General features: G+C 72.0%; 20 protein-coding genes. 7 read left to right on the top strand and 13 right to left on the bottom strand.

The genetic code is table 11. The annotated features are described in order from the left end of the window. Positions 1–603, top strand: a 603-nt coding sequence (locus tag ACLQ2U_RS17130) for an RNA-guided endonuclease TnpB family protein (RefSeq protein WP_425751643.1), incomplete at its 5' end; no start/stop codon positions are given. Here the strand turns inward: ACLQ2U_RS17130 and ACLQ2U_RS17125 are convergent. Next, complete coding sequence (locus tag ACLQ2U_RS17125) at positions 590–1,090, bottom strand: GNAT family N-acetyltransferase (RefSeq protein ID WP_425751642.1); 501 nt, start codon at positions 1,088–1,090, stop codon at positions 590–592. The genes ACLQ2U_RS17130 and ACLQ2U_RS17125 overlap by 14 nt on opposite strands. A 109-nt stretch (positions 1,091–1,199) precedes the next feature. Here ACLQ2U_RS17125 and ACLQ2U_RS17120 point away from each other — a divergent pair, with 109 nt between their 5' ends. Beyond that, complete coding sequence (locus ACLQ2U_RS17120) at positions 1,200–2,741, top strand: glycosyltransferase family 39 protein (protein ID WP_425751641.1); 1,542 nt, start codon at positions 1,200–1,202, stop codon at positions 2,739–2,741. 91 nt (positions 2,742–2,832) lie between these two features. Here ACLQ2U_RS17120 and ACLQ2U_RS17115 read toward each other — a convergent pair whose 3' ends face one another. Then, positions 2,833–3,567: a class I SAM-dependent methyltransferase gene (locus ACLQ2U_RS17115; protein WP_425751640.1), complete on the bottom strand. Its 735-nt coding sequence runs from the start codon at positions 3,565–3,567 to the stop codon at positions 2,833–2,835. An 89-nt stretch (positions 3,568–3,656) separates the two neighbouring features. Between ACLQ2U_RS17115 and ACLQ2U_RS17110 the strand changes: the two genes are divergently transcribed. Further along, the gene (locus ACLQ2U_RS17110) at positions 3,657–3,779 is read left to right on the top strand and encodes a hypothetical protein (protein ID WP_425751659.1); all 123 of its coding nucleotides are present in this window, start codon (positions 3,657–3,659) and stop codon (positions 3,777–3,779) included. Positions 3,780–4,036: 257 nt separating this feature from the next. Beyond that, a complete protein-coding gene (locus tag ACLQ2U_RS17105; protein ID WP_425751639.1) occupies positions 4,037–5,773 on the top strand; it encodes a TIGR03767 family metallophosphoesterase in 1,737 nt (578 codons plus the stop codon). A 132-nt stretch (positions 5,774–5,905) separates the two neighbouring features. On the opposite strand, the gene ACLQ2U_RS17100 is transcribed toward ACLQ2U_RS17105, so the two are convergent. Genes ACLQ2U_RS17100 through ACLQ2U_RS17070 form a run of 7 tightly spaced genes read right to left on the bottom strand, consistent with a single transcriptional unit; the run spans position 5,906 to position 13,920 of the window. Then, the gene (locus ACLQ2U_RS17100) at positions 5,906–7,096 is read right to left on the bottom strand and encodes a phenylacetate--CoA ligase family protein (protein WP_425751638.1); all 1,191 of its coding nucleotides are present in this window, start codon (positions 7,094–7,096) and stop codon (positions 5,906–5,908) included. 13 nt (positions 7,097–7,109) lie between these two features. Continuing rightward, positions 7,110–7,949: an ABC transporter ATP-binding protein gene (locus tag ACLQ2U_RS17095; RefSeq protein WP_425751637.1), complete on the bottom strand. Its 840-nt coding sequence runs from the start codon at positions 7,947–7,949 to the stop codon at positions 7,110–7,112. Positions 7,950–7,956: 7 nt separating this feature from the next. Further along, the gene (locus tag ACLQ2U_RS17090) at positions 7,957–9,132 is read right to left on the bottom strand and encodes an ABC transporter substrate-binding protein (protein ID WP_425751636.1); all 1,176 of its coding nucleotides are present in this window, start codon (positions 9,130–9,132) and stop codon (positions 7,957–7,959) included. 13 nt (positions 9,133–9,145) lie between these two features. Then, on the bottom strand, positions 9,146–10,207 hold the full coding sequence (locus ACLQ2U_RS17085; protein WP_425751635.1) for a branched-chain amino acid ABC transporter permease: 1,062 nt from the start codon (positions 10,205–10,207) through the stop codon (positions 9,146–9,148). A gap of 1 nt (position 10,208) precedes the next feature. Continuing rightward, positions 10,209–11,078, bottom strand: coding sequence for a branched-chain amino acid ABC transporter permease (locus tag ACLQ2U_RS17080; protein WP_425751634.1), 870 nt, complete (start codon positions 11,076–11,078; stop codon positions 10,209–10,211). Further along, a complete protein-coding gene (locus tag ACLQ2U_RS17075) occupies positions 11,075–13,090 on the bottom strand; it encodes an AMP-binding protein (RefSeq protein WP_425751633.1) in 2,016 nt (671 codons plus the stop codon). The genes ACLQ2U_RS17080 and ACLQ2U_RS17075 overlap by 4 nt, the downstream gene beginning before the upstream one ends. Next, positions 13,087–13,920: an ABC transporter ATP-binding protein gene (locus tag ACLQ2U_RS17070; protein WP_425751632.1), complete on the bottom strand. Its 834-nt coding sequence runs from the start codon at positions 13,918–13,920 to the stop codon at positions 13,087–13,089. Before ACLQ2U_RS17070 ends, ACLQ2U_RS17075 begins: the two co-directional genes overlap by 4 nt. A gap of 103 nt (positions 13,921–14,023) precedes the next feature. On the opposite strand from ACLQ2U_RS17070, the gene ACLQ2U_RS17065 reads away from it, so the two are divergent. The 3 genes from ACLQ2U_RS17065 to ACLQ2U_RS17055 all read left to right on the top strand — a co-directional run bounded on the left by ACLQ2U_RS17065 (position 14,024) and on the right by ACLQ2U_RS17055 (position 17,824). Then, the gene (locus ACLQ2U_RS17065; protein ID WP_425751631.1) at positions 14,024–14,761 is read left to right on the top strand and encodes an IclR family transcriptional regulator; all 738 of its coding nucleotides are present in this window, start codon (positions 14,024–14,026) and stop codon (positions 14,759–14,761) included. Then, the gene (locus ACLQ2U_RS17060; protein WP_425751630.1) at positions 14,754–16,529 is read left to right on the top strand and encodes an AMP-binding protein; all 1,776 of its coding nucleotides are present in this window, start codon (positions 14,754–14,756) and stop codon (positions 16,527–16,529) included. The genes ACLQ2U_RS17065 and ACLQ2U_RS17060 overlap by 8 nt, the downstream gene beginning before the upstream one ends. A gap of 224 nt (positions 16,530–16,753) precedes the next feature. Next, positions 16,754–17,824: a hypothetical protein gene (locus tag ACLQ2U_RS17055; RefSeq protein ID WP_425751629.1), complete on the top strand. Its 1,071-nt coding sequence runs from the start codon at positions 16,754–16,756 to the stop codon at positions 17,822–17,824. Here the strand turns inward: ACLQ2U_RS17055 and ACLQ2U_RS17050 are convergent. From ACLQ2U_RS17050 to ACLQ2U_RS17035, 4 genes are all read right to left on the bottom strand, one after another. Next, entirely contained in the window at positions 17,814–18,758 is a 945-nt protein-coding gene (locus ACLQ2U_RS17050) for an ABC transporter ATP-binding protein (RefSeq protein WP_425751628.1), read from the bottom strand. The two genes, ACLQ2U_RS17055 and ACLQ2U_RS17050, sit on opposite strands and share 11 nt — an antisense overlap. Then, positions 18,755–21,793 carry an FtsX-like permease family protein gene (locus ACLQ2U_RS17045; protein WP_425751627.1) on the bottom strand — a complete coding sequence of 1,013 codons (3,039 nt, stop codon included), beginning with the start codon at positions 21,791–21,793 and terminating at the stop codon, positions 18,755–18,757. Before ACLQ2U_RS17045 ends, ACLQ2U_RS17050 begins: the two co-directional genes overlap by 4 nt. Positions 21,794–21,873: 80 nt before the next feature. Continuing rightward, entirely contained in the window at positions 21,874–22,521 is a 648-nt protein-coding gene (locus ACLQ2U_RS17040; protein WP_425751626.1) for an ABC transporter ATP-binding protein, read from the bottom strand. 280 nt (positions 22,522–22,801) lie between these two features. Beyond that, the gene (locus tag ACLQ2U_RS17035) at positions 22,802–25,000 is read right to left on the bottom strand and encodes a S8 family serine peptidase (protein ID WP_425751625.1); all 2,199 of its coding nucleotides are present in this window, start codon (positions 24,998–25,000) and stop codon (positions 22,802–22,804) included. Positions 25,001–25,526 lie beyond the last annotated feature (526 nt).

The following is a 25,526-nucleotide window of genomic DNA, read 5'->3' as shown; positions in this document are numbered from 1 at the left end:
ACCGACTCCGACGGGCGGGCGTACGCCGGGGAGAAGCTGAACCGCTACCGGCGCCGCCAGCTGCGACTGCGCGCCCGACTACAAGCCAAGGGCACCAAGTCCGCGCGGCGGCTGCTGGCCCGGCGCAAGCGCAGGGAAGCGCGGCATGCCACCGACACCAACCATGTGATCTCGAAAAGCATCGTGGCCGAGGCCGCACGCACCTCGCGCGGGGTCGCCGTCGAGCAGTTGACGGGGATCCGGCAGAGGGTACGGCTGCGCAAGCCCCAACGGGCCGCGGTGCATTCGTGGGCGTTCGCCCAGCTCGGCTCTTTCCTGACCTACAAGGCCCACCGGGCCGGTGTCGCTCTTGTCCAGGTCGACCCGGCGTACACCTCGCAGACGTGTGCGCAGTGTGGTCACCGGGACAAGCGGAACCGGCCCGACCAGGCCACCTTCATCTGCCGGTCGTGCGGGGTCGTTGCCACGCCGATCGGAATGCGGCCGTCAACATCGCCCAGCGCGGTGTGGACAGCTGGGGAGCAGTCAATCGCCCACACGCGGCACCTCGTTGCACCCAGCAGCGGGATTGATCTGCAAGCCCGCCCATTCATGGGCGGGTAGTTGACAGGAACCGGTGCATGACGTGCAGCCCGACCCGGCCCCGGGTCGGGTGCGTGAAGGACTCCGGCACCGTGCCGACCACCGTGAACCCGAGCCGCCGATACAGGTCGACCGCCACCGTGTTCGACTCGACCACCGCGTTGAACTGCATCGCGGCGTACCCCTGCGCGCGGGCCCAGTCCAGCGCGTGCGCGGCCAGCGCCCGCCCGACCCCACGGCCGCGCGCGTCGCCGGCCACCATGAAGCTCGCCGTGGAGACGTGCGCGCCCGGGCCGGGCCGGTTTCGGCCCATCTTCGCCGTGCCCAGCACCCGGTCGCCGTCCACCGCGACCACCGTGCGCCCCGGCGGCGCCTCCACCCACACCTCGCGGGCCACCTCCGCCGGCCACGCCGGGTCGTACGGGAAGGTGTCGCCGTCGGCGACGATCTCCTGGAAGATCGGCCACACCGACGGCCAGTCGGCCTGGACGAAGTCTCTGATCAGCACCGGGCGGACGCTAGCCCCACCGAGATCCGACGGGCAACGGCATTAACGGCCGCCGAACCGAGACCGGTAGGGGACAGCACCGGCCGGACCCGCCGGGGACGATGGGGACGTGGCCGAACCCGTCACCGACCTGCCCCGCCACGACCGGCCGGCCCCCGCCGGCCCGCCACCGCCCGGGCCCCGCACGACCACGCCGTGGCTGGTCGCCGGCGCGGTCACCGCCGTGCTGCTGCTGCTCGCCTCCCGGTACGGCTACCACCGAGACGAGCTGTACTTCCTGCTCTGCGGGCGACACCTCGACTGGGGGTACGTCGACCAGGGGCCGCTCGTCCCCGCCCTGGCCCGGGCGATGGACACCCTCGCCCCCGGCAACCTGATGGTCCTGCGTACCCCGTCGGCGCTGATCGCCGGCGGTGCGGTGGCGCTGGTCACGGCCATCGCCCGCCAGCTCGGCGCCGGCCGGGGCGGGCAGCTGTTCGCTGCGTTCCTGGCCGCGGCCTCGGGTGTCGTGCTCGCCGCCGGGCACCTGCTCAGCACCACCACCGTCGACCTGCTGGTCTGGCTGGTCGCGACCTACTGCGCGGTGCGGCTGCTGCGCGGCGACGACACCCGCTGGGCGCTCGGCGTCGGGGTCGCGATCGGTGTCGGCATGCTCAACAAGCCGCTGCCCGCGCTGCTGGCCGTGAGCCTGCTGGCCGGGGTGGTGATCGCCGGCCCCCGACCGCTGCTGCGCGACCGGTGGGTGCTCTGCGCGGTGGCGGTCGCCGTGCTGCTCGCCGCGCCGAACCTGCTGTGGCAGGCCACCCACGGCTTCCCCCAGCTGTCGGTCGCCTCGTCCATCGAGGGCGGCGACAGCTCCTACAGCGGCCGCTTCGAGGCCGTCGTGCTGCAGTTCGAGATCGTCAGCCCGTACGCCGCCCCGATCTGGATCGCCGGGCTGGTGGCGCTGCTGCGACGGCCGGCGTGGCGGGCGTACCGGGCGCTGGCCTGGGCCTGGGTCGTGGCCTTCGGCATCGTGCTGCTCGCCGGCGGCAAGGGCTACTACGACGCGCCGTTGCTGCTGGTGCTCACCGCCGCCGGCGCGATCGTCACCGTCGACTGGGCAGCCCGCGGCGTCGTCGCGCTGCGCCGCGGGCTGCTCGCGGTCGGCGCGGTGGTGGCCGTCGCGGCCAGCGCGGTGCTGCTGCTGCCCACCCTGCCCGCCGAGCGGCTGCCCGGCTTCGTGGTCGACGTCAACTACGACTCCGGGGAGACAATCGGCTGGCCGGCCTTCGCTGACTCGCTCGCCGCCGTCCACCGGGCGCTGCCGCCGCAGCAGCGGCCGCGCGCGGTCATCCTCACCGCCAACTACGGCGAGGCCGGGGCGGTCGCCCGGTACGGCCCGTCGCGTGGCCTGCCGCCGGCGTACTCCGGGCACAACAGCATGGCCGACTTCGGCCGCCCGCCCGCCGACGCCGACGTGGTGATCGCCGTCGGTTGGGAACGGCCCGACCAGCTGCGCGGCTGGTTCGACCAGGTCGCCCTCGCCGGCCGGGTCGACCAGCGGGTCGACGTCGACAACGAGGAGAACGGCGGCCCGGTCTGGCTCTGCACCGGCCTGCGGCGTCCGTGGTCGCAGATCTGGGACCAGGAGGTACGCCACGCCGGCTGAACGCCGCCGCTAAATCGCGCGCGCGAGCGGCTCGCCACCGTCGTCGACACGATGGCCACCGAGGAGGGTCAACAGGTACGCCGACTGACGATCACACCGCTGTCGCGACGACCAGAAACTCGCCGTCACCCTGGCCCACCGGCTCCCGGTTCCAGCCGCCGTGGATCCGCTCCACCCGGAAGCCCGCCCCGTCGAGCGAACCCCGCAGCTCCCGTTCGGTGCGGAACCGCAGCACCACGTCACCGAGCAGCTCGACGTCCGGGAACCGGTATTGCCGGGTGAACCGGACGACGCCGTCGTGCACGTCGGTCGTCTCCGTCCACACCTCGACCTGCCGGCCACCCGACAGCACCAGCCGGCGGCGGGAGTCGACCCGGTTCCACCGCTCCCACCGGCGGTCGGCCGGATCCCGCGAGTCGAAGACCAGCCGTCCACCGTCGACCAGCGCGCGGCGCAGCGCGGTCAGGGCCCGATGCCACTGTTCGTCGTCGACGAGGAACTGCGCCACGTGGCTGGTCATCACCGCCACGTCGTACGCCCCCGCCGGGAGCACCTCGACGCTGCCCTCGAGCCAGCTGATCCGGTCGGCCCCCGGCTTGGCGCGGGCGGCCTCCAGCGAGGCACGGGCCGGGTCGACACCGGTGACGGTATGCCCGGCCGCCGCGAGGCCGAGGGCCAGCCGACCGGTACCGCAACCGAGGTCGAGCACCCGCGCGGCGAGGGTCTCACCGACCACCGAGACGAAGTAGTCGTCGTCACGGCCCCATGGGCACTCGGCGTCGTAGACCTCGACGAGGCGGGGATCGGTGAACTCCGCGTTCCGCATCGGCGCACGGTAACCGTCACCGCCGGCACCCTCCACCTCAATTCGGGCGGCGCCGGACGCGCCACAGGCCAAGCGCCGCCAGCAGCGCAATCTCCCTGAGCACCGTGAAGAGCCACCTCTCCGGCATCCAGACCAAGCTGGGGGTACGCAACTGGGTCGAGATCGCCGCGTGGGCCTGGGAGAAGCACATCGTACGGAGGCCCCCGCCATGACCACCCACACGTCCGTAGCGACAGCGCCGTCAGGCTATTGCGCCGACGCGTAGTGAGCGCGATCGTTCTTCCATTGATCTGGTGCTGCCCGTGGCGCTTCGACAGCTGTCGGTTTCCTCCCGGCGGGCATCGAAGCTCGCCGACACGGAATGGAGAGCCTGATGCCGCTCAGCAGGAGAGCGATACTCGCGGGGATGCTCGGCGGCGCCGGTAGTGCCCTCGGCCTTGCCCAGTTCCCGCCCCGTCGGGCATTCGCCATGCCCGCACCCCGCACCGCCGGTACCACATTGGAGCACACCGTCGCCCGGGGAACGCCCGGCGCCGGCGGCTACGCCACCCTGCGCCTCGCCGAGGGCGAGCCGTTCCTCCTCCGTGCCGACCTCGGCGGAGTTCCGCGCCAGCGCGCGGGCTTCACCGGCCGGGTGTTGACCTGCTTCGCGCAACTGAGCGACGTGCACGTGCTGGACGTACAGTCACCGGGGCGGTTCGAGTTCTTCGACAAGTACGGCAGCCTGCCCGGCCTGGATGACCTGAGCAGCGCGTACCGGCCGCAGGAGCTGCTCAGCGTCCAGGTGGGCGACGCCATGATCCGACAGCTGCGCCGGGTGCACGCGGGCCCGCGCACCGGCGCTCCGGTGCGGTTCGCGGTCGTCACGGGTGACAACACCGACAACTGCCAGCACAACGAGCTGCGCTGGTACATCGACCTGCTCGACGGTGCCGCCATCCGGCCCGACTCCGGCGACCCCACCCGGTACGAGGGCGTGGCGGACGATGTCGTGCCGGATCCGTATTTCTGGCACCCCGAGACCGGCTTCGGCCAGGCGACCTCGGTCTACGGGTTCCCCGTCGTGCCGGGCCTGCTCGACGCCGCGCGCGCCCCGTTCCAGGCGGCCGGGATCGGCGTGCCGTGGTACTCGGTCTACGGCAACCACGACGGACTGGTTCAGGGCAACGTGCCCGCCTCGCCGCTGCTGCAACAACTGGCCACCGGCCCGCTGAAGCTGACCAGCCTGCCACCGTCGATCCTCGCGGCGCCGATTCCGAGGCAGATCCAGTTCATCGTCGAGCTGCTCTCCCAGGACCCGGCCGCGGTCGCCCTGATGCTCGCCTCCGGCGGACGCCGTTTCGTCACCCCCGACGTCGACCGGCGGATCGTGGACCGGGCCACCACCGTGACCGAACACTTCGCCACGACCGGCACGCCGGTCGGGCACGGCTTCACCCAGCGGAACATCGCCGACGCCACCGCGTACTACACCTTCGACGCCGGTCGGGTGCGCAACATCGTCCTGGACACGGTGAACAGTGCCGGCGGGCCCAACGGCTCGATCGACCCCGTGCAGTACGCCTGGCTGGAGCGGCAACTGCAGGTGGCGAGCAGCCGCTGGCTGTCACCGTCGGGCGAGGCGGTCAGCCGGCCGGGTCGGGCGGACAAGTACGTCGCGATCTTCAGCCACCACACGATCGGCAGCATGGACAACGTACCGGCCGGCAGTGAGCGGATCAGTGGTGAGGAGGTGCGCGCGCTGCTGCTGAGATACCCCAACGTCATTCTCTGGGTCAACGGGCACACCCACCGCAACGAGGTACTGCCCCACGCGCGCCCGGCCGGTGCGGCCGTCGGCGGCGGCTTCTGGGAGGTCAACACCGCGGCCCACATCGACTGGCCCGAGCAGTCCCGGATCATCGAGCTGGTCGACAACCTCGACGGCACGCTCTCCGCGTTCTGCACCATCGTCGACCACGCCGGACCGGTCGCCCGGGGCGGGCTTTCGGGCACCATCGCACTCGCCGCGCTCTCCCGGGAGTTGTCGGCGAACGACTGGCAGGGCAAGGCTGACCTCCGGCGCGGTGAACTGCCGGACCGCAACGTCGAGTTGCTCATCCCGTCGCCGTTCGCGGCGGTGCGGGGCCGGTCCGCCGGGGTCAGCGAGGCGTTCTCCCCGGCAGCGAGTGGTTCCGCCCGCCAGACCGCCTTCACCGCCGGCTGATCCGCGAGGCACCCCACCGGCGATCACCAGCGCCCCGGCGATCTGGACCAGGGTGGGGAGCGATAGACATCGTCCTCCGGGTCGTACACGGAAGCCACCCAAGGCTTTTTTGGGGCATTACGGACTCGCGGGTCAGGACCAGTCTCGCCGATCGTCGAGGGTCGGGCCCTCCGCAAGCGACGCCACACAGACCACGTCGGCCGACAGCCGCAGCCGCGAACGGATCGCCTCGCGGACCCGGTCCGCCAGGCGCTCGTCGGCGCCGGCGGCCGGGACGACCTCGCACCGCAGCAGGTCGCGGTGAGCGGCGCGTTCGACCACGAAACGGTACGCCCGCACCCCCGGCTCGTGGGCCAGCGCGTCCGCGGCCTGCCGGGGGTGCAGGAACATCCCCCGCACCTTCACCGCCTCGCCGATGCGGCCCAGCACGCCGGCCAGGCGCAGCGAACCGTCCGCCCCGAGCATCCACGCCGACAGGTCGCCGGTGCCGAAGCGCACCAGCGGCTGGTCGGGCCGCAGCAGGGTCACGACGACCTGCCCGATGCTGTCGTTGAGGTACGGCCGGCCGGTGGCGGCGTCGCAGATCTGCACCAGCGCGCCGGCGGGCAGTGCCAGCCCGGAGCCGGGCGCCGTCTCGTAGCCCAGCAGCCCCGTCTCCGCGGTGCCGTACGCCTGGTGCACAGTCTCCACATGCGCGGAGAGCCACTGCCGTAGCGAGTCCGGCAGCGGCTCGGCGGTGACGAGCGCCCGGCGTACCGGAAAGGGCAGGTCCAGGGCGGCGGCCTTCTCCACCAGCGCCCTCAGGTACGACGGCAGCCCGGTGAAGGCGGTGGCGCCGACGGCGGCCGCCACCTGCACCTGGATGTCCTGGTTGCCGACCCCGGCAGGGATGACCGTGGCGCCGAGCGCCAGCGCGGCCTCCTCGAACATCGCGCCCGCCGGTGACAGGTGGTAGCTGAAGCAGTTGAGCACCACGTCCGAGCCGCCGACGCCGGCGGCCCGCAACGCCTCGCCCCACCGCCAGGGGTCAGCCCCGGGCAGCTGGGGTTCGTAGAGCGGGCCGGGCGAGGCGAAGACCTTGCGCAGCGCCGTCCCCGGGGCCACCGCGCCGCCGAACGGCGGGTCGGCACGCTGCGCCTCGAGCAGGTCATCCTTGGTGAGCACCGGCAGATCGTCGAGGTCCGCGACCGCGTCGACCGTCTCGACGCCGGCGGTGGCCAGCCGGGCGGCGAGCGCCGGTACCTGCGCCGCGGCGTTCCCCACCGCGGTGACCACCGCCCCGTCGAGGCTCGTGGTGTATTCCCGGATCCGGTCGGCCAGCACGCCGCACCCCCCTCTACAACCAGCGCTTGCGGCGCTTGTAGTGCTTGACGTCTCGGTACCGCTTGCGTGCCCCCGCCTCGCCGAGCCCGAGGTAGAACTCCTTCACGTCGGGGTTGTCGGCCAGTTCGGACGCGGCGCCGTCGAGGACGATCCGGCCCGACTCCATGATGTAGCCGCGGTGGGCGATGGCCAGCGCGCGCCGGGCGTTCTGCTCGACGAGCAGCGCGGTGAGGCCGAGCTCGGCGTTGAGCCGCTGGATGAACGTGAACACCTCGTCCACCATGCGCGGCGCGAGTCCCAGGGACGGCTCGTCGAGCATCAGCAGGCGCGGGTCGGACATGAGGGCCCGGCCGATAGCCAGCATCTGCTGCTCTCCCCCGGACAGGTATCCGGCGACCCGCGAGCGCAGCGTCGCCAGCCGGGGCAGGAACTCGTAGATCCGTTCGTAGTCGGCGCGGTTGCCTCGGGTGTAGCCGCCGGCGACGAGGTTCTCGTGCACCGTGAGGTGCTCGAAGACCCGCCGCCCCTCCATCACCAGGGCCACCCCGCGCCGTACCCGCTGGGCCGCGTCCACCCTGGTGATGTCGGCGCCGTCGAAGCGTACGGCGCCGTCGGTCACCTCGCCGTGCTCGGTGGGCAGCAGCCCGGCGATCGCCTTGAGGGTGGTCGACTTGCCCGCGCCGTTCGAGCCGAGCAGGGCGACGATCTGCCCGTTCGGCACGGTCAGCGACAGTCCACGCAGCACGAGGATCACTTGGTCGTAGATGACTTCGACGTTCTCCACGCTCAGCAGTGGGGTGGTGGCCGCCCCGCCCGCGCCCGGTTGGGGGGCGGCCACCTCCGACGTACTCATGCCTCGCTCATGCCTTCGGCTCGACCCCGGACGACAGCTCGGTGAGCTTGCCGCCGGTGACCTGGTAGACGCCCGAGGCCTTGCTGCCCCGGTGGCTGTCGGTCGAGAACTTCACCGGCCCGATCACGCCCCCGGCGTCCACCGGACCCATGTTCTCCAGCGCCGCCTTGATGTTCGGGCCGGTCAGTTCCTTGCCGTCGGTGAGGACCTTCTCGATCCCCTGCGCCATCACGTGCATCGTGTACCAGCCCTGCACGAAGTGCAGGCCCTTGGCGTCGAGGTCGATGCCCTTGCCCTTGGCGTACTCGCGGATCACCTGGTGGCCCGGCTTGTTGGCGCCCGGCGGGGCGAAGGGCTGGATCATGGTGTGTCCCTCGGCGGCGGGGCCGGCGTTCTTGATGAACAGCTCGTCGGCGCACCAGTTGAGACACACGATCTTCATGTCCAGCTTCTGGGCGGCGATGTCGCGGGCGACGACCGCGGCCGGGCTGGACACGTTCTGGATGACGATGTACTTGGCGCCCTGGGCCTTGGCCTGCTGCAGCAGGCCGACCTGGTCGGTGGCGCCGGTCTTCATCGGGTAGGACTTGTAGCCGAGCTGGTAGCCTCTCTCCTTGATCCACTTTTCGCCGTCGGCCACCGGCGCGTTGCCGAAGGGCGAGTCGTGGTGGAAGACCGCCACCTGGGCGACGGGGTCCTGAGCGGCGATGTAGTCCAGCCCGACCCGCATCTGGTCGGAGTAGGTGGGCGCGACGACGAAGTTGTACGGCGACTGCTTCGGGTCGGTGAGCACCTCGGCGTACGAGGCGGACATGAACGGCAGTTCGTCGTCCTTCACCTTGCCGCGCAGCGCTTCGGAGTCACCGGTGCCCCAGCCCTGGATGGCGACCGCGCCCTCGGAGACGTACTTCTTGTATTTCTCCTCGGCGGTGGGGACCTTGTAGGCGTAGTCCTCACTCATCGCCTTGATCTTGTGACCCTTGATGCCGCCCTTGCCGTTGAGGTAGTCGACGTAGGCGAGCATGCCCTCGTTGTACGGGGTCCCGACGTCACCGGTCGCGCCGGTCAGGTCGGCGATGACGCCGATCACGATCTCTTTCTCACCGTCCCCGGCGTCGCCGCCGGGTCCACCGCAGCCGGCCAGCAGCGCGAGCGCCGCGCCGGCGATGAGCAGCCTTCTCATGGGGGATGTCCTCCTAGTACCGGAAGGGCCAGAAGCGGATGTAGTCCTTTGTGCGGTGCCAGACGCGGTCCAGACCGCGGGGTTCGAACAGCAGGAACAACACGATGACCAGGCCGAACGTGGCCGCCTGCACGGCCGGCAACCGGTCGGAGACGAACGGTGCCCAGGCGCGGACACCGGTCGCCAATTCGGCGAGCAGCGGCGGGAGCAGCATGATGAACGCCGCCCCGTAGACGGCGCCGGCGACGCTGCCCAACCCGCCGACGATGATCATTGCGAGGTACTGGATCGAGACGTCGATGGTGAACCGCTCCCACGTGACGGTCTGGGTGTAGTGGGCGGTGAGCGCCCCGGCCAGGCCGACGTAGCCGGACGACACGGCGAAGGCCACCAGCTTGGTACGGGTGAGGTCGACGCCGATCGCCGAGGCGGCGATGTCCTGGTCCCGTACGGCCATGAACGAGCGGCCGAGGGTGGTGCGGAACAGGTTGCGGGCGGTGATGACCGCGACGACGGCGAGCCCGGCGATGATCCAGTACCAGGTGAACTCGAAGCTGGTGCGGGGCACCCGCCACCCGAAGAGGGTCAGCCGGTCGACGTCGAGGAAGCCCTGTCCACCGGTGAGCCACCCCCACCGGCGGATGACGAAGACGATGATCTCCTGGCTGGCGATGGTGGCGATCGCCAGGTACAGGCCCTTGAGCCGCAGCGCCGGCAGGCCGAAGAAGGCGCCGACGGCGGCGGTGACGAGCACCGCGGCAAGCATCGCCAGCGGCACCGGCAGGCCCGCCCGCTGCGCGAGCAGTGCCGAGGTGAACGCCCCGACGGCCAGGAAGCCGCCCTGGCCCAGCGAGATCTGGCCGGTGAAGCCGACCAGGATGTTCAGCCCGACGGCGCCGATGACCGCGATGCCGATGGTGTTGACCACACCCAGCCAGTAGCCGTTGACCAGCCAGGGCAGGGCGAGCACCGCGGAGACCATGAGCACCAGGCGCAGCCGCTCGGCGGTGGTGTGCCGCAGCCGCAGTTCTGAGGCGTACGACGTGTGGTGGACGCCGGTGGCGGTGGCCGCCATGTCACACCCTCTCAATCCGGGTCTGGCCGAACAGCCCGTACGGCCGCAGGAGCAGGATCAGCACGAGCGCGATGTAGGGCACGACCTGGGACGCGCCGGCGGATAGCCCTTCGGCGTACTGGCTGAGCAGGCCGATCACGACCCCGCCGACGATGGTGCCGGGCACGGAGTCCAGGCCGCCCAGGATGACGACGGGGAAGACCACCAGGCCGAAGTTGGCGAGGTTCTGGCTCACCTCGGCGATGTCGCCGAGCAGGATGCCGGCGATCAGCGCGCTGACCGCGGCCAGCGCCCAGGCCAGCGCGAAGATCCGCCGCACCGAGATGCCCTGTACGAGGGCTGCCTGCTGGTCGTCTGCGACGGCCCGCATCGCGATGCCATGGCGCGACCAGCGGAAGAAGGCGGTGAAGGCGACGAGCACCACCGCGGCGATCGCCACCGCCAGCAGTCGGTCCAGCGGCACCGGCGCGCCGGCGATCTCCACCGAGCCGCCCGGAAGCACCTTCGGCATCTCCTTGGGCGCGGTGCCGTAGAACATCTGCACGACCGCCTTCAGGACGGCGGCCAGGCCGATGGTCACCATGATCACGGCGATCGGGTTCTCGCCGATCAGCGGCCGCAGCACCAGCCGTTCGACGGCGACGCCCAGGGCGGCGGCGGCCACGACCCCGGCGACCACCGCCACCACGAGTGGCAGCCGCAGCAGCACGAAGGCGGTGTAGAAGAGGTATGCCCCGACGAGCAGCAACTCGCCCTGGGCGAAGTTGATGACGCTGGTGGCCTTGTAGATGAGCACGAAGCCCAGCGCGGCCAGGGCCAGCACGGCCCCGTTGGCCATGCCGTACACCGTCAACTGGATGAATTGCGTCATGCCCGTCCACTCCAAACCGGGCGGCGCCGCCGGCGCGCCAGCGCGTCCTGCGGCACGGGCTCCCGGATCGCCAAGGTGATGGTCCGGTCGGCCTTCGAGCCGTCCTGGTAGGTGACCGTCGTGTGGATGTCGACCGTCGGGTCGCCCGCGTCGAGGGCGGCGATGATGTCGGCGTAGCGGGTGGCGATGACGCTGCGGCGCACCTTGCGGGTACGCGTGATCTCGTCGTCGTCCGGGTCGAACTGCTTGTGCAGCAGCACGAACCGGCGCACCCGGATCGCCTCGGGCAGGTCGGCGTTGGCCCGGGCCACCTCCTCGGCGACCAGTTCGGCGACCTCCGGCTTGGCGGCCAGGTCGGTGTAGGTGGTGTAACCGACCCGGGCCCGCTCGGCCCACGCCCCGGTGACGGCCGGGTCGAGGCAGACGATGGCGGTGATGCCCACGCTGCCGTGGAAGGTGACGGCCTCCTCGACGTACGGCGAGAACTTGAGCTTGTTCTCGATGAACGCCGACGAGAAGCGGGTGCCGTCGGGCAGGGAGAGCACATCGGACTGTCGGTCGATGACCACCAGTTCACCCTCGTCCAGGTAGCCCGCGTCGCCGGTGTGCAGCCACCCTTCGGCGGTCTTGGCCCGCGCGGTGCCCTGCGGGTCCCGGAGATAACCACGGAAGACGCTGGCCGAGCGGAGCAGGATCTCGCCCTCGTCGCTGATCGTCAACTCGGTGCCGGGGATCGGCACCCCGACGGTGTGGAAGCGGACGGCCCCGTCGCGGTGGGTGACTGCGATGCCGCAGATCTCCGTCTGGCCGTAGATCTGCTTGAGGTTGACGCCGATGGCGTGGAAGAAACGGAAGACGTCGGGTGAGAGCGGGGCCCCGCCCGTGTAGCAGCGTCGCACGCGGGCCAGGCCGAGCTGGTCGCGCACCGGGCGCAGGCCGATCGCGTCCGCCAGACGCTGGCTGAGCCCGGCGCGGGACTTGCCACCCCGGAGCGTTGCGGCCCGGTCCCCCACCCTGTACGCCCACCCAAAGACCTTCCGCTTCAGCCAGCCGGCCTCGTCGATGCGGACCTGCACCTCGGAGAGCATCGACTCCCAGATCCGCGGCGGGCTGAACATCACGTCCGGCCCGATCTCGCGCAGGTCCGCCCGCTGGGTTGCGGCCTCCTCGGGAAACGACAGGGTCATCCCGTGCCGCAGTCCACACGCGACGGCGAGCATCTGCTCGCCGATCCAGGCCAGCGGCAGGAACGACACGTACCGGAAGCCGGTCCGGACGGGGTCGACGGCGGTGAGGTGCTCGGCCATGGTGAGCAGGTTGGCGTGGGACAGCTCGGCGCCCTTGGGCCGCGCGGTCGTGCCCGAGGTGGTGCAGATGACCGCGGTGTCGTCCGGCGCTCCGTTGCCGATCTCGTCGTCCAGCCAGTCGGGACGGGCCTTGGCCGCCTCTGCGCCGGCGGCCTCCACGTCAGTGAACTTGGTCAGGTACGGCTCGGGGTAGCTGGTCAGGCCGCGGGGGTCGTAGTAGACGATCGTGGCGAGTTCGGGCAGCTCGTCCTTGAGGCGGATCAGCTTGTCGACCTGCTCCTGGTCCTCGGCGACCACGACGCGTACGGCGCCGAGGCCGAGGAGGTGGCTGACCTCCTCACCGATGCTGGTGGGGTAGACCCCCACGACGGCGGCGCCGAGGCACTGGGCGGCCAGTTCGGTGATCAACCATTCCGGCCGGTTGTCCCCGAGCACCGCAACGACGTCGCCGCGCCGGACCCCGAGTTCGGCCAGTCCGTACGCGAAGTCGCGCACCCGTTGGGCGTACTGGGCCCAGGTCAGCGGCTGCCAGATGCCGTACCGCTTTTCCTGCAGCGCGATGGCGTGCGGCTGCCGCGCGGCGTGCGCCATCAGCAGGCGCGGGAAGGTGTCCTCGCTCATGGTGGAGGCGGGTGCCGCCGGCGGTTGCGCCGGGCCGCGCTGGCCCACGAGCCCACCGCGCTGGCCGAGATCTCCCGCGCTCATGCCGTCGCCTCGCCGAGGTACGCGTCGATGACCGCCGGGTCGCGGCGCACCTCGTCGGGGGTGCCCTCGGCGATCAGCCGTCCGAAGTCGAGCACGGTCACCCGCGAGGAGATGTCCATGACCACGTCCATGTCGTGCTCGATCAGCACCACGGTCACGCCGGCCAGTTCGTTGACGTCGAGCACATATCGGGCCATGTCCTCCTTCTCTTCGGCGTTCATGCCGGCCATGGGTTCGTCGAGCAGGAGCACCGCCGGTTGCATGCACAGCGCCCGGCCCAACTCGACGCGCTTGGCGTATCCGTACGCCAGGGAGCCGACCGGCTTGTGCCGTACCGCCTGCAGCTCCAGCAGGTCGATCACCTCCTCGACCAGTTCCCGGTGGGCGATCTCCTGCCGCCGGGCCGGGCCGTACCAGACCAGTGCGGGCAGCAGCGCGCTGCTCATCCGGTGGTGGCGCCCGAGCATGAGGTTTTCCAGGACCGTGAGGTGGCGGAACAACTCGATGTTCTGGAAGGAGCGGGCCACCCCCAGCCGGGCGATGCGGTGCGGCGGCCGCCCGACGAGTGGGAGGAAGCCCTCCTCGCGGTGCAGCAGGATCCGCCCCCGCTGCGGCCGGTACAGCCCGGAGATGCAGTTGAGCAGGCTCGACTTACCGGCGCCGTTCGGGCCGATCACGGCGTGGATCTCGCCCTGCGTCACCTGGAGCGAGACGTCGGCGAGGGCTTGGACTCCGCCGAATCGCAGGTGGAGATCGTCGACCTTCAGCAGCGGTTGCCCCGCTGTCAGGGCGCTGCTGTTGAGCGGGAAGCGGTATTCGCGGGTGATCACGCTCGCCCTCCCGGGGTCCGATGATGTGACGCAGGTTATGTTTCCACTATGTGAAAGTCAATGGCCTTATGTGTAACGGCCTCTCGACTGGTACCGTGCGACCGTGACCGATGTGGAAGCGGGTACCCGGGGATCGCTGGGGACCGTCCGCAACGCCGTCGCGCTGCTCCACCTGCTCGCCGAGGGGCCGGCCCACCACCAGCTCACCGATCTCGCCGAGCGCTCGGGACTGTCCCTGCCCACCGTGCACCGGCTGCTGCGTTCGTTGAGCCTCGCGGGGCTCGTGGAACAGGACAGCCGCTCGGCACGCTACGGCCTCGGGCCCGAACTGGTGCGGCTGTCGCAGCGGTATCTCGGACGGCTGCCGGTGCTGGCCGCCATCTCCCCGTACCTCATGCCGGTGCGTGACGTCCTCGGCGTCTCCGTCCACGTCGTACTGCACACCCGCGGGTGGGCGACGTACGTCGACCGGGCCGAGGGCACGGACGGGAGCCTGTACCGCGAGCCGCATCGGGTGGCGCCCGCCCTGCGTACCGCGCCCGGACGACTGCTCGCCGCGCGCTCCGACGACGCCAGCTGGGAACTGGCGCTCGCGCAGGTGACCGACGAGGAGCGCGCCGAGGCGATCGCCGGGCGCCCGTCGTGGCAGCACGCACCGCACCTTGCCCTGCCCGACCCGGACGGGGGCGCGGTCGAGGTGGCCGTGCCGATCCTCGACCTGACGGGAGAGGCGAGCGCCGCGCTGGTGGCCTCCGTCACCGACGACGACGGCGTCCGCAAGGCGGTCACCCACCTCTCCCGGGCCGCGCAGGCGGCCGGCAGGACGCTCGGCCATGGCTGACCCCGACCCGCGCTGGAAAGCGGTGGCGGCCGACCTCACCTGGGCCACGCCCCCGCACGGCCTCTATGAACCGGAGGGCCCGTACGGGCGGTGGTTCCCCGGCGGCACCCTCAACGCCGCCGTCAACTGCGTCGACCGGCACCTCAGCGACCGGCCTGCCATCCACTGGGAGGGCGAGCCCGGCGACCGGCGCACGCTGACCTTCCGCGAGCTGGCCGACGAGGTCGCGGCATTCGCCGCCGTGCTGCGGGGGCTCGACGTCGGGCCCGGTCACCGGGTCGCGCTGCACCTGGGCTGGCTGCCGGAGGCGGTCGTGGCGATGCTCGCCTGCGCCCGCATTGGCGCCCCGTTCTCCCTGATCCCGGTGCCCCTGCCGGTCGAGGCGCTGGCCGAGCGGTTGGAGAGTCTCCGCCCACGGGTCCTGATAACCCAGGACGGCGCCTGGCGGCACGGCACCATCATCCCCACCAAGTCCAAGGTGGACGACGCGCTCACCGCGGCAGGAGGCGTCCAGCACACCATCGTCGTACGCCGCACCGGGCTCGACGTCGCCTGGTTCGAGGGCGACCGGTGGCTGCACGACCTGCTCGCCCCGGCCCGGGTTCCGCCGAGCGAGCCGGCGCCCGCACCGGCGCTACCCGCGGAACATCCGCTGCTGCTCAGCTGGCTCGCGAACCGGCGCGGCCGGCCCGTCCTCGCCGTCCACGGCACGGCGACCCAGCTGGCCGCCGCGACCGCGCTGCACCGCCACGGCATCAGCTCCGGCGGGGTCTTCTGGTGCGCCGGGGACATCGGCTGGTTCGGCGCCCAGGTGCACGGTGTGCTCGGGCCGCTGGCCTGCGGCGACACCGCGGTGATGTTCGAGGGCACGGTCGACGTGCCCAACCATCGCCGACTCTGGGACATCACCGAGCGCTACGGTGTGGCAACCCTGCTCACCACCCCGTCGGTGCTGACCCAGGTGCGCGGCTGGGCGGACGGCACGCCCCCCGAGAGCGCCCGCCGCACCCTGCGACGGGTTGTCGCCATGGCCGAGCCGCTCCACCCCGAGCTGTGGGGGTGGATCGCCGAGCGGGTGACTGGCGACAAGGACGCCGTCGCCGACGCCTGGGGCCAGATCGAGCTGGGCGCGATCGTCACCGTCGACTCCCCCGCCGACCCGGAGCGGCTGCCCGACGCGGGGCTCGCCGTCGTCGACGAGGCGGGCGAGCCGGTCGCCGACGGCGTGCCCGGCGAGATGGTGCTGCGCCGGCCGTGGGCCGGGACCCTGCGCGCGGTCGAGGGCGAGGTCGGCTACGACCACTGGGACCAACGCCCCGGCATCTACTGCACCGGCGACCGGGCGATCCGGCATCCCGGCAATCGTCTCGAGTTTCTGGGCCGCATCGATCCGGTGGTCAGCGTCTCCGGGCAGCTCGTGTCGCTGGCCGAGATCCGTGACGTGCTGCTGGAGCACCCGTTCCTCGACGCCGCCGAGGTCGTCGCGGTGACCGACGCCCGGATGGGACGCCGGATCGTCGCCTGTGTCGTACCGGCCCCCGGCGCCGGCGCGGGCCCGGTCCTCGCCGCCGAACTGGTCACCACCGTCCTGGAAACGCTCGGCGGGCTGGCTCGGCCGCGCGGCGTCCTGTTCCTCGACCGGCTCGGCGACGACCTGCCCGCCGAGGCCCGTCGCCGGGCGCTCGAGATCGTCGCCGCCTCGGCGGGCGACCGGACCACCGAGATCAGCTGGGCCCAGGTCCTCGCCGCCTCCCGCCTCCCGGCGTGATGGGAACGTGCGGGCGCTGCACTCGTTGCTGTACGACGCCATGCGGATGGCAGGCAATCTGCGCGAGGGGACCCTGACATACAGCAACGGCTAGCACCGGGCGCGCAGGCGATGCTGGGTGGTGGGGTCCGGTCGAGCGGGAACTCTCGCTGCCGTACCGCGGCGAACGGCTGCGCGGCGACGACCTGCGCCGCCAGCTCGACGCCTGGGTCACCGCCGGCGTCGTGGAGCCCTCGTGCGCCGAGGCGGTGGGCACGGTGATCGGGAATCCGGACTGGCTGGATCTGCGCGACCAGCGGATCGTGGTGCTCGGTGCCGGCGCGGAGATGGGCCCGCTGACGTCCGTGTTGCGGTGGGGCGGCGAGGTGGTGGCGGTCGACCTGCCCCGGCCGGAGATCTGGCGGCGGGTGCTGCGGACCGCCCGTCGCCACGGCGGTCGGCTCCACCTGCCGCTGCGGCCCGGCGCTGGCGCGGACGCCGACGACCAGACGCTGGCCTCGTCCGCGGGCGCTGACCTGCTGCACCGTCTGCCGCAGGTGGCCGACTGGCTGCACGGGATCGACGGCCGGCTCGTGCTGGGCAACTACGTCTACGCCGACGGGGCCACCAACGTGCGGGTCGCCGTGGCGGTCGACGCGCTCACCCGGCACCTGCAGGAGCGCCGCGACGACGTGGCGCTCGCGTTCCTGGCCACCCCCACCGACGTCTTCGCCGTCCCGGCCGAGGCGGTGGGTCACGCGGAGCAGGGGTACGCGCGCCGCGGCGTCGCACGCCGTGCGCTGCGGGTGCTCTCCGCCGGTCGACTCCTGCACCGCAACTATCCACCGGGCGCCGATCCGGGCATCAACGACAGCCTCGTACCGCAGCAGGGCCCCAACTACGCCCTCGCGAAGCGGCTGCAGCGGTGGCGGGCCACGGTGGCCCGGGAGGCGGGGGCGGACGGTGTCGTTCAGCGTCGCACCGCCGACCCGTACGCGGTCGGTGCTGCGCAACCGGGCGCTCGCGGCCGCGTACGCCGGCGCGCACCGGTTCGGCATCGAGGTGTTCGACCCGGCCACCAGCAACACCCTGATGGCCGCGCTGCTGGTGCACAACCTGCGCACCGGCGGCCCGAGGTGCGCGCAGCCGTGGCAGGACGAGGGGTACGCCGCGGCGCACGGCGGGCTGTGGCGGGTGCCGTACGCCCCGCGCAGCGCGCTCGGGCTCGCCGTCCTGCTCGGCCTCGGCGGTGCCCGCGCCTGAGCCTCGTCCGGGCCGACGCGGCACCGGCCGGGTGTTGGGATATCAGCGCGTGACCGGTGGTCGAGCCTCTCCGCCCCGGCCACCTGTTGCGCGCTCGTCGGCCGGCCGCTCGGCACCGTGGTTTCTCGGCGGGGGCACGGGTGTGGCGTTGACGACCAGGGTGACGGACCGGTCGGTGTGCTCGACCGCGAAGAGCGTGCCCGGTGGGAAGGTGGACACCGTCTCCGGCGGCAACTGGATCGTGCCGTCCCCGGCGACGACGGCGAAATCGCGGCCGTCGCGACCCTCGGCGCCGACGCGGCCATCCCGGATGGTGACGGCTCGCCCCAGCCGCGCGCCGACCTGCCCGTCGTGGGTCACCACGACCACGGTGGTCCCCCGCTCGCTGTTGATAGTTTCCAACGCCGCGAGCACCTCGTCGCGGCCGGCCCCGTCGAGCTGGCTGGTCGGCTCGTCCACCAGGAGCAGTCCGGGCCTGGCAGCCAGCCCCTGCGCCAGGGCGGCCCGCTGACGCTGGCCCGGGGTCAGCTCGCCGGTGTGCCGCTTGCCGGCGCCGGCCAGGCCGACGAGGTCCAGGATCGCCTCCGGCGGATCCAGCCGCCGGCCGGCCAGGCGTGCCGCCGGTCGCTGCGCCAGCCAGATGTTGCGCCACAGCGACACGTACGGCAGCAGGTTGCGCTCGGCGCCCTGCAACACGGTGCCGACCACGGTTCCCCGGAGGGCGGCGAGCTGGGCCGACGAGAGCCTCGACAGCTCGTGCTCACCGACGTACACCCGGCCGGCACTGGACCGCATGAGGCCCCCGAGAATGGCCACCAGGGTGGACTTGCCGGAGCCGGACGGGCCGACGAGCGCCAGCATTTCGCCGGCGGCGATGTGCAGGTCCACGCCGGAGAGCGCGACCACGTCACCGGAGCCGGTGGAGTAGATGTGTATCAGCCGGTGGCAGGTGACCGACGTGCCCCCACCGGGCGGCGTCGCGGTCATCGGCCGGTCCTGCGGCGAACCGAGGCGACGAGGACCCGGCCGAGGACCACCGCGGTCACGGCGAAGACCACGACCGCGGGCACCATGACCGCCAGCAGCCGATCGACCTCCGGCCAGGCAGGCACCGGCACGGGCGACCTGCCGTCGCTGAACAGTCGCTGTCCGTCCCGAGCGAGAACCCAGATAGCCACGGTGGCCAGGCCACCCGCCGCCGTGGCCACCGCGACCGGCCACCCGTATCCGCCGCGGATGGCGCGCTCCGGCAGCCCCTGCCGCCGGAGCGCGACCAGCGTGGCGGCCCGGTTGCGCTGGTCGGCCGCCGCCGTCGCGACCAGGCCGGCCGCCCCGATCAGGACCCCGGCCAGTGCGGCGAACAGGTTGAATCCCAACGCCAGCGCCGGCCCCTGACGGCGGAGATCCTGTCGTACGGCGGCGATAGTCCGGTCGTACCGGACGACCAGACCCTGCGCGCGCAACCGGTCGAGCACGTCGGCGGGCGCCGCCCGGCCCAGCCACACCTCCTTGGTCCCCGTCTGACCGCCGGCGGCGAGCCGATCGGCGTACTCCAGGTCGATCACCATACCGGTCTCCCCGAGCCGCGGCAGCCGGTGCGCGGAGCCGGCGACCAGCGCGTTGGCCGGCAGCGAATCGATACCGTCGTACCGGATCGAGCCGAGGTTCGTTCCCATCGACCGCGTCAGCCACGCGGGTAGCGGATCGGGCGTGTCGGCCACGGCGATGGGGATCGGCTCTGGCCGGCGGCCGTCCGGGACGTCCAGGACCAGCGCTGGATCGCTGCCGCCTGTGCCGGAGAGCGAGACGTCGTTCCGCCGGCCGGGTGTCCGCCAGCGTTCCGCGTGCGCCAGCTCCGCACCGGTCATCCGGACCGTGTCTTGGTCACCGGAGCGCAGCTCCTCGAACCGGACCTGCAGCGGTAGGGGGTTGACCGGAGTGTTGACCTCGAACTTGACCAACCGGCACTGCGGTTCACACTCGGGCACCGGTACGTGGTACTCCGCCCGGCCGGGGGTCAGGGTGTTGCCCTTCTCGCCGATGACACTGACCTGGCGGGTGCCGGACCGGGCGGCGACATGGACGAAGAGGCGGGGCGCATAACCGGCGAAGGCGTCCTCGTCGTAGCTGGCGGTGACGGTCACGGTGAGCAGACGGCCCTGCAGCAGCACCGGTGCTGCCGGTGGGTCCGGGCGCAGCGTCCGGGCGATGTCGGTCAGCGCCACCCCGTACGACGGGTGCGGCGCGGCCACCGTCCCCAGCCGGTCGGAGTCCACGGCGAGCACCGCCGTGTTCGACCTGCTCGTCGTGTTCGTCGCCACCACGGCCATCGCGAACCGCCCCTCGGGGTCGGTGGCCCGGACGGCCCCCAAAAGATGCTCGCGGGACATCGCGTCGACACCGATCACCCGGGGGGCACCGACGTCGACGGTTGCCCGGTCCGCGTACGCCGCCATCGCGAGCTCCCGGGTGGCTGCGGTGAAGGCCAGCATCGCGACCACCACCGTGAGCAGCGCGATCAGGGGCCGGAACCGCGGCTGCCGGCCCACCTGCACGAGCGCGAGACCCGCCCGTGTCCGACCTCGCGCCAGCAACGCCGCACCCACCGCCGCACCGGACAGCAGGGCGACCCGCGCCAGCAGGGCGCCCACGGCGAGCACAGCGACGACCGGCGCCAGCAACGCGAGACCGGTGGGTGACCCACCGGCGCGCAGCTGCACTATGGCCGCCGCGGCGACGGAAACCGCGACGACGTCACCGATGCTCGTCCGCCAGCCACGCGCCCGCGCCGGCACGCGGCGCAGCAGGTCGACGACCGGCGCGGACAGGGTCCGGGCCTGGGCCAGCAGCACCGCGGTGAGCGCACCGGCGGCGGCGACCGTGGCATAGCCGATCGCGGCGGCGTTCAGCGTCAACCCGGCATCGCCGGTCAGCGTGTGTGCGGCGAGCAGGTCGGCGGCGGCCAGGCCTGCCAGGCCGCCCAGGGGGATCGCGGCCAAGGCGGGCGCGGCGTGCTCACCGATCGCCAGCGTCCACAGGCGCCAGCGTTGCACACCGCGCAGCAGCAGAAGGCCCTGCTCCGGCCGGCGTTCATCGGCCGCCGAGCTGACTGCCACGAAGAGCACCAGCCAGCAGAGCAGGACGAGCAGCCCGGCGCCCAGGGTCACGCCGGCCGCCAGTTGGCCGCGTTGCACGGTGACGCGGTCGAGCAGGCTGGGCAGCGCGGTGCCGGCACCGAGACGCTCAGCCACGGCGTTGCGTACCGCAGCCGCGAGGATGCCCTTCAGTTCTTCGGCCGACCCGGTGCGCACCAGCTCTTCGGTGATGAACAGGTCGGCCGTCGGTCGTTGCAGGATGGCATCCTCGTCGGCCAGGCGTGACGACTCGGCGGTGAAGATGGCATCCTGTGCGCTACCCACGGCGAACACGGGCGCCGTGCCCGGTGCGGGGGGCAGGAGGTACTCGTCGCCGAGCCAGAACGGGTCCGCCGGGTCGAGCGGCCGGTAGACACCGACGACCCGCAGCGGCACCTTGGCGAAGGTCACCTCGCCGCCGGCGGTGACGCCCAGATGCGCCGCGGTGCTCGCGCTGATCATCACCTCGGGTCGCTGACCTTCCGAGGTGGACGCCGGACAGGCGCCGGTCAGGGCGACGCGCTCGCAGATTCCCTGCCGGAAGACGAGGTTCGAGGTCACGGTCCCCGCTGGGCCGGCGGCGACGCCGCTGGCCTGCGCGCCGAGAACGACGTCGAAGCCGGCCGCAGCGAACGGTTCGATCAGGCCACGGAACGCCGCCACGCCGGGATCGGCGGGCATCCCGGGGTATTCGGCGATCGAGCTGAGCCGCAGCCGGCGTTCGTCGGGCTCGGCGGCGGCGAGTTCGTGACTCGCGAGGGCCTGACCGGCGGCGGTCACGTACATCGGCGCGGCCGCGGCGGCGGCGCTGGCGAGCACCGCGAGAAGGAGCACCGTGAGGCCCTGCGCCCGGCGGGCGGCGAGTGCTCCCGCGATGACGGCCAGCATAGCTGGTAACGCTAGTGGCCAGCGTCGGTGTGGGCGGGCCCCTGGACGCGGATCGATACCGTCCGGTTACCTTGAGTTCGTCAACCCCGACGCAGTTCCGCCCGGCCGTCCGCGAGGTGCAGTTCCGTCGCGCAGGCGGCCGCTGCCTCCGAATCGTGGGTGGCGAACACGACGGCCGCACCCCGCCGCGCCTCCTCGTGCAGCAGGTCCAGCACCCGCTGCCGGTTACCGGCGTCCAGCTCGCTGGTCACCTCGTCGGCCAGGAGCACACCGCCTGCCAGGGCCAGCCCCCGGGCGATGGCCGTGCGCTGCTGCTGACCGCCGGACAGTTCCTCGACGAGTTGGTCGGCCTGGCCGGCCAGGCCCAACCGGTCGAGCGTCGCAGCGGTGAGCCGGCGCGCCTCCGGCGGGGCCACGCCCCTGGCGACGAGGGCAACCTGCACGTTCTCCGCCGCGGTCAGGATCGGGGCCAGACCGTTGTCCTGTGGGATGAGGACGACCTTTCGTTCCACCGCGTGGTCGCGGTCGCGCAGCCGCTGCCCGTGGACGGTCACCGCGCCGGCGCGCGGCGACAGCAGCCCGGCCATCGTGCTCAGCAGGGTGGTCTTGCCCGCGCCCGCCAAACCGGTCAGCGCCAGCGTCTGACCCGGGCGGACCGTCACCGAGACGTCAGTGAGGACGGCTGGTGCGTCGCCGTATCCGACGGACACCTCGTGGACGGCCAACATCTGCAACTGCTTCCTCCGGCATCGGCACCCGCAGACTGCCACGCCGCACGGGTGCCGCACAACGGGCAGTGGCGCCGAGGGGCCCTGCCCCCTGGTAGGCCTGCTGTGCTTGCGCGTGGGCGGAGATGGCCGTCCTCGCAATGCACCTGACGGAACGGGTGGGCCGCGACGCCTGTCTCGGCGTCGCGGCCCACCCGTTCCGTGCTGTCCCTTCAGGCCGTCATAACTCGCCACCTCGGCCCGAACCGGGTCAAGCCGAGGTGGACGGAATGGTCACCGTTCATTTCGCCATGGGCGGCAGCGCGCGCAGGACGGTCAGCGTCACGTTGTCGTTCTTGTAGGACACCCGGAACAGGTATCCGTCCGCGTTGAGGACACGCTTCTCGGGCATCGCGTGGAAACTACCCTTGATCGAACTGCCGCTCATGATCGTCAGCTTGGTGCCCGGGGTCAGCGAACCCCGCACGTCCAGGGTCAGGTCTCCGGACAGCACCACGTCGCCCGCGGCCCGGACGCTCGTGTAGTCCCCGTCGCCGGAGACCGTGACGGCGAGGCCGCCCTCCCGGCCGATGGTGACGTCCCCGCCGACGTTCAGGACGTTGCCGGGCGCGACCGGCACGTCGGTGATCTGCGCGGCCTCCTCTGCCGTGAGACCGGGCCGCAGCACGCCGTCGGTGACGGTGACGCTGTCGCCCACGCTGCCGCTGCCACCGAGCGTCCCGCCGCGTACGTCGATCGCACTCGCGTGCGAGCCGACGACCGAGAGCGTGCCGGCGCGGACGGTGCTCGTGCCGTGCCAGCTGTCGTTGCCGGCGAGGAACAGCATTCCGTCGCCGCGCTTGGTGAGGCTGCCCTCGTGGGCGCGGGCGCTGCGGGCCTGCTCGCGGCGGAGACCGATCGCGTAGTCCGACCGGTCGACGTCGTTCGCGTCGGCCGGCAGCCCGTTGGTCCAGCCCTTGGCGACCTTGGTCGCCTCCCAGGCGGCCGCCTCGGCCGCGTCCTCCTGCTGGCGCGCCCGGATCGCGACGTCGGAGATGTCGTTCGACCAGACGTCGCTGTATCCCTGCGTGTCCACGTCGAACGCCCCCAGCAGCTGACCCGGACCGTTCATGGCCTCCCGCAGGCTGGGGGTGTGCCAACCGTTACGGGCGTCGGGCACCTGCACGATCTGGCCGCGGGTGGGATTCGGCACCGCGGTGCCCGCCGCGTCGCTGACCGTGTTGTTCTGCCGGCCGGTGGTGAACATCGTGTAGAGCGCCTGCTCGTTGGTCAGGTACGGGAAGCGCTGCATGACCAACGCCAGCGCGGCCGCCGAGTGCGGCCCCGCCATCGACGTTCCCGACGAGCTTCCGTAGCGGGGCTGCGGGACGCCGTTGACGACCTGAACGGTCGTGCTGTTGATCCCGTTGGCCGGCGCCGTCACGCAGGACCACTTCGCGACACCGCACTGGTTGAACGTCTGCTGCCCGGGGACGAGGACCGAACCGTCCGGGTTGAACGTACGCCCCACCGTGGGGTTGATCCCCGACGTCGTGTACCAGCTGCCCTCCAGCGCCGGCAGAAAGTACGGCGCGGCGCCGCGCGGCGACGGGTTCGCGTAGCCGCTGTTGCCGGCGGTGAACTGGACGATGGTGCCGGAGCGGGCGGCGTCGATGGCGCCGTTCAGCCAGTGGACGGTCTTACCGTTCACGTCGGCGACGCCGTCCGGGGTGGACAGGTGACGCCACGCCGCGTTCAGGCCGAAGGTCGCCGGGGCGCCGGGCGGCGTGCCGTAGGTGTGGTAGTTCTCCGTGTTGGGCTGGCTGCCCCAGCTGGTGGTGATGATCCGGACGGGCTTGCCGTTCGCCGTCGGGGCGGCGTTCACCGCCCGGTAGACGTTGCCGAGGTAGGCGTTGTCCGGCGTCTGCGCGACGGTCGCGGTCGACGGCAGGACGCCGTAGAGCACGCCGTCGGTCTTGTGGGTGTTGCCCGCGTAGATGTTGCTGTTGAAGGCCACCCCGTGCATGTTGGCGGCCGGTCCACCCGGTTGCGTCTCGCCGACACCGTCGCGGCTCGCGCCGACCGTCCCGCTGACGTGCGTGCCGTGGCTGTCGTTGAACGCCGGGTCGTAGAACCCCGGCGTGGGACCGGTGTCGCCGCCCTGGGCCTCCACCGAGAAGTAGCGGTCTCCGATCGCGTAGTTCGTCTCGAGGCTGCCGTGCTCCCGGATGTGCCCGGCGAACACGCCCGAGTCGACGACGCCGATGTTCATCCCGGCGCCGGAGTAGCCGGCGGCGTAGGCAAACTCTGCTCCCATCGCCACCAGCCCGGCGTCCCGGTTGAACTCGGGCGTACGCCAGCTCGCCGGATCGCCGAGCCGGCCGGGATCCCCCTCGTAGGACCTGATCGGCGGTGGCGGTTCGGACGACTGCGCCATCGCCGGTTGCGCGCCGGCGAGCACCACCATCGGCGTCAGCGCGGCGATAAGCGCGCGCGTCACACGTTTCCTGGTCATTTCCTGCCCCCCTCCAAGATCGTTTCGCGCGGATGGTATCCCCGCATCCATATCGGATCAAGAAGGCTGCAGGCGTATTTCCGTCCAGCGTCGATCGTGCGTGCGCGGGCGAACGCCCGTTGTTGAGTGTCAGCGAAAGTGACATCATTTGTCAGTCCGCTTCTCTGTGGTCAGGGCACCGTGCACTACCGCGATCCGGCTGATCCGCGACGCTCAGGCTGCCGCCGTCGCCTGCGATAAGGTTCCGCATCATGTCCAGCGGCGGGCCGCTGACCTGGACCTGAGCGAGTGGGAACGTGCGGGCGCTGCACTCGTTGCTGTACGACACCATGCGGATGGCAGGCAATCTGCGCGAGGGGACCCTGACATACAGCAACGGCTAGCACCGGACGCGCAGGCGATGCTGGGTGGTGGGGTCCGGCGGACGTTGGTCAGTCGAGTAAGACTGAAGTGCTCACGCGACCAACAAACGCTGCTAGCCTCAAAGCCGCAGGAGGCCCCGAGGGGTTCC

It is taken from the genome of Micromonospora sp. DT47 (assembly GCF_049844475.1).
Taxonomy (GTDB): domain Bacteria; phylum Actinomycetota; class Actinomycetes; order Mycobacteriales; family Micromonosporaceae; genus Micromonospora.
The sequence above is the reverse complement of the archived record's forward strand: the minus strand, read 5'-3'. Positions and strand labels throughout refer to the sequence as shown.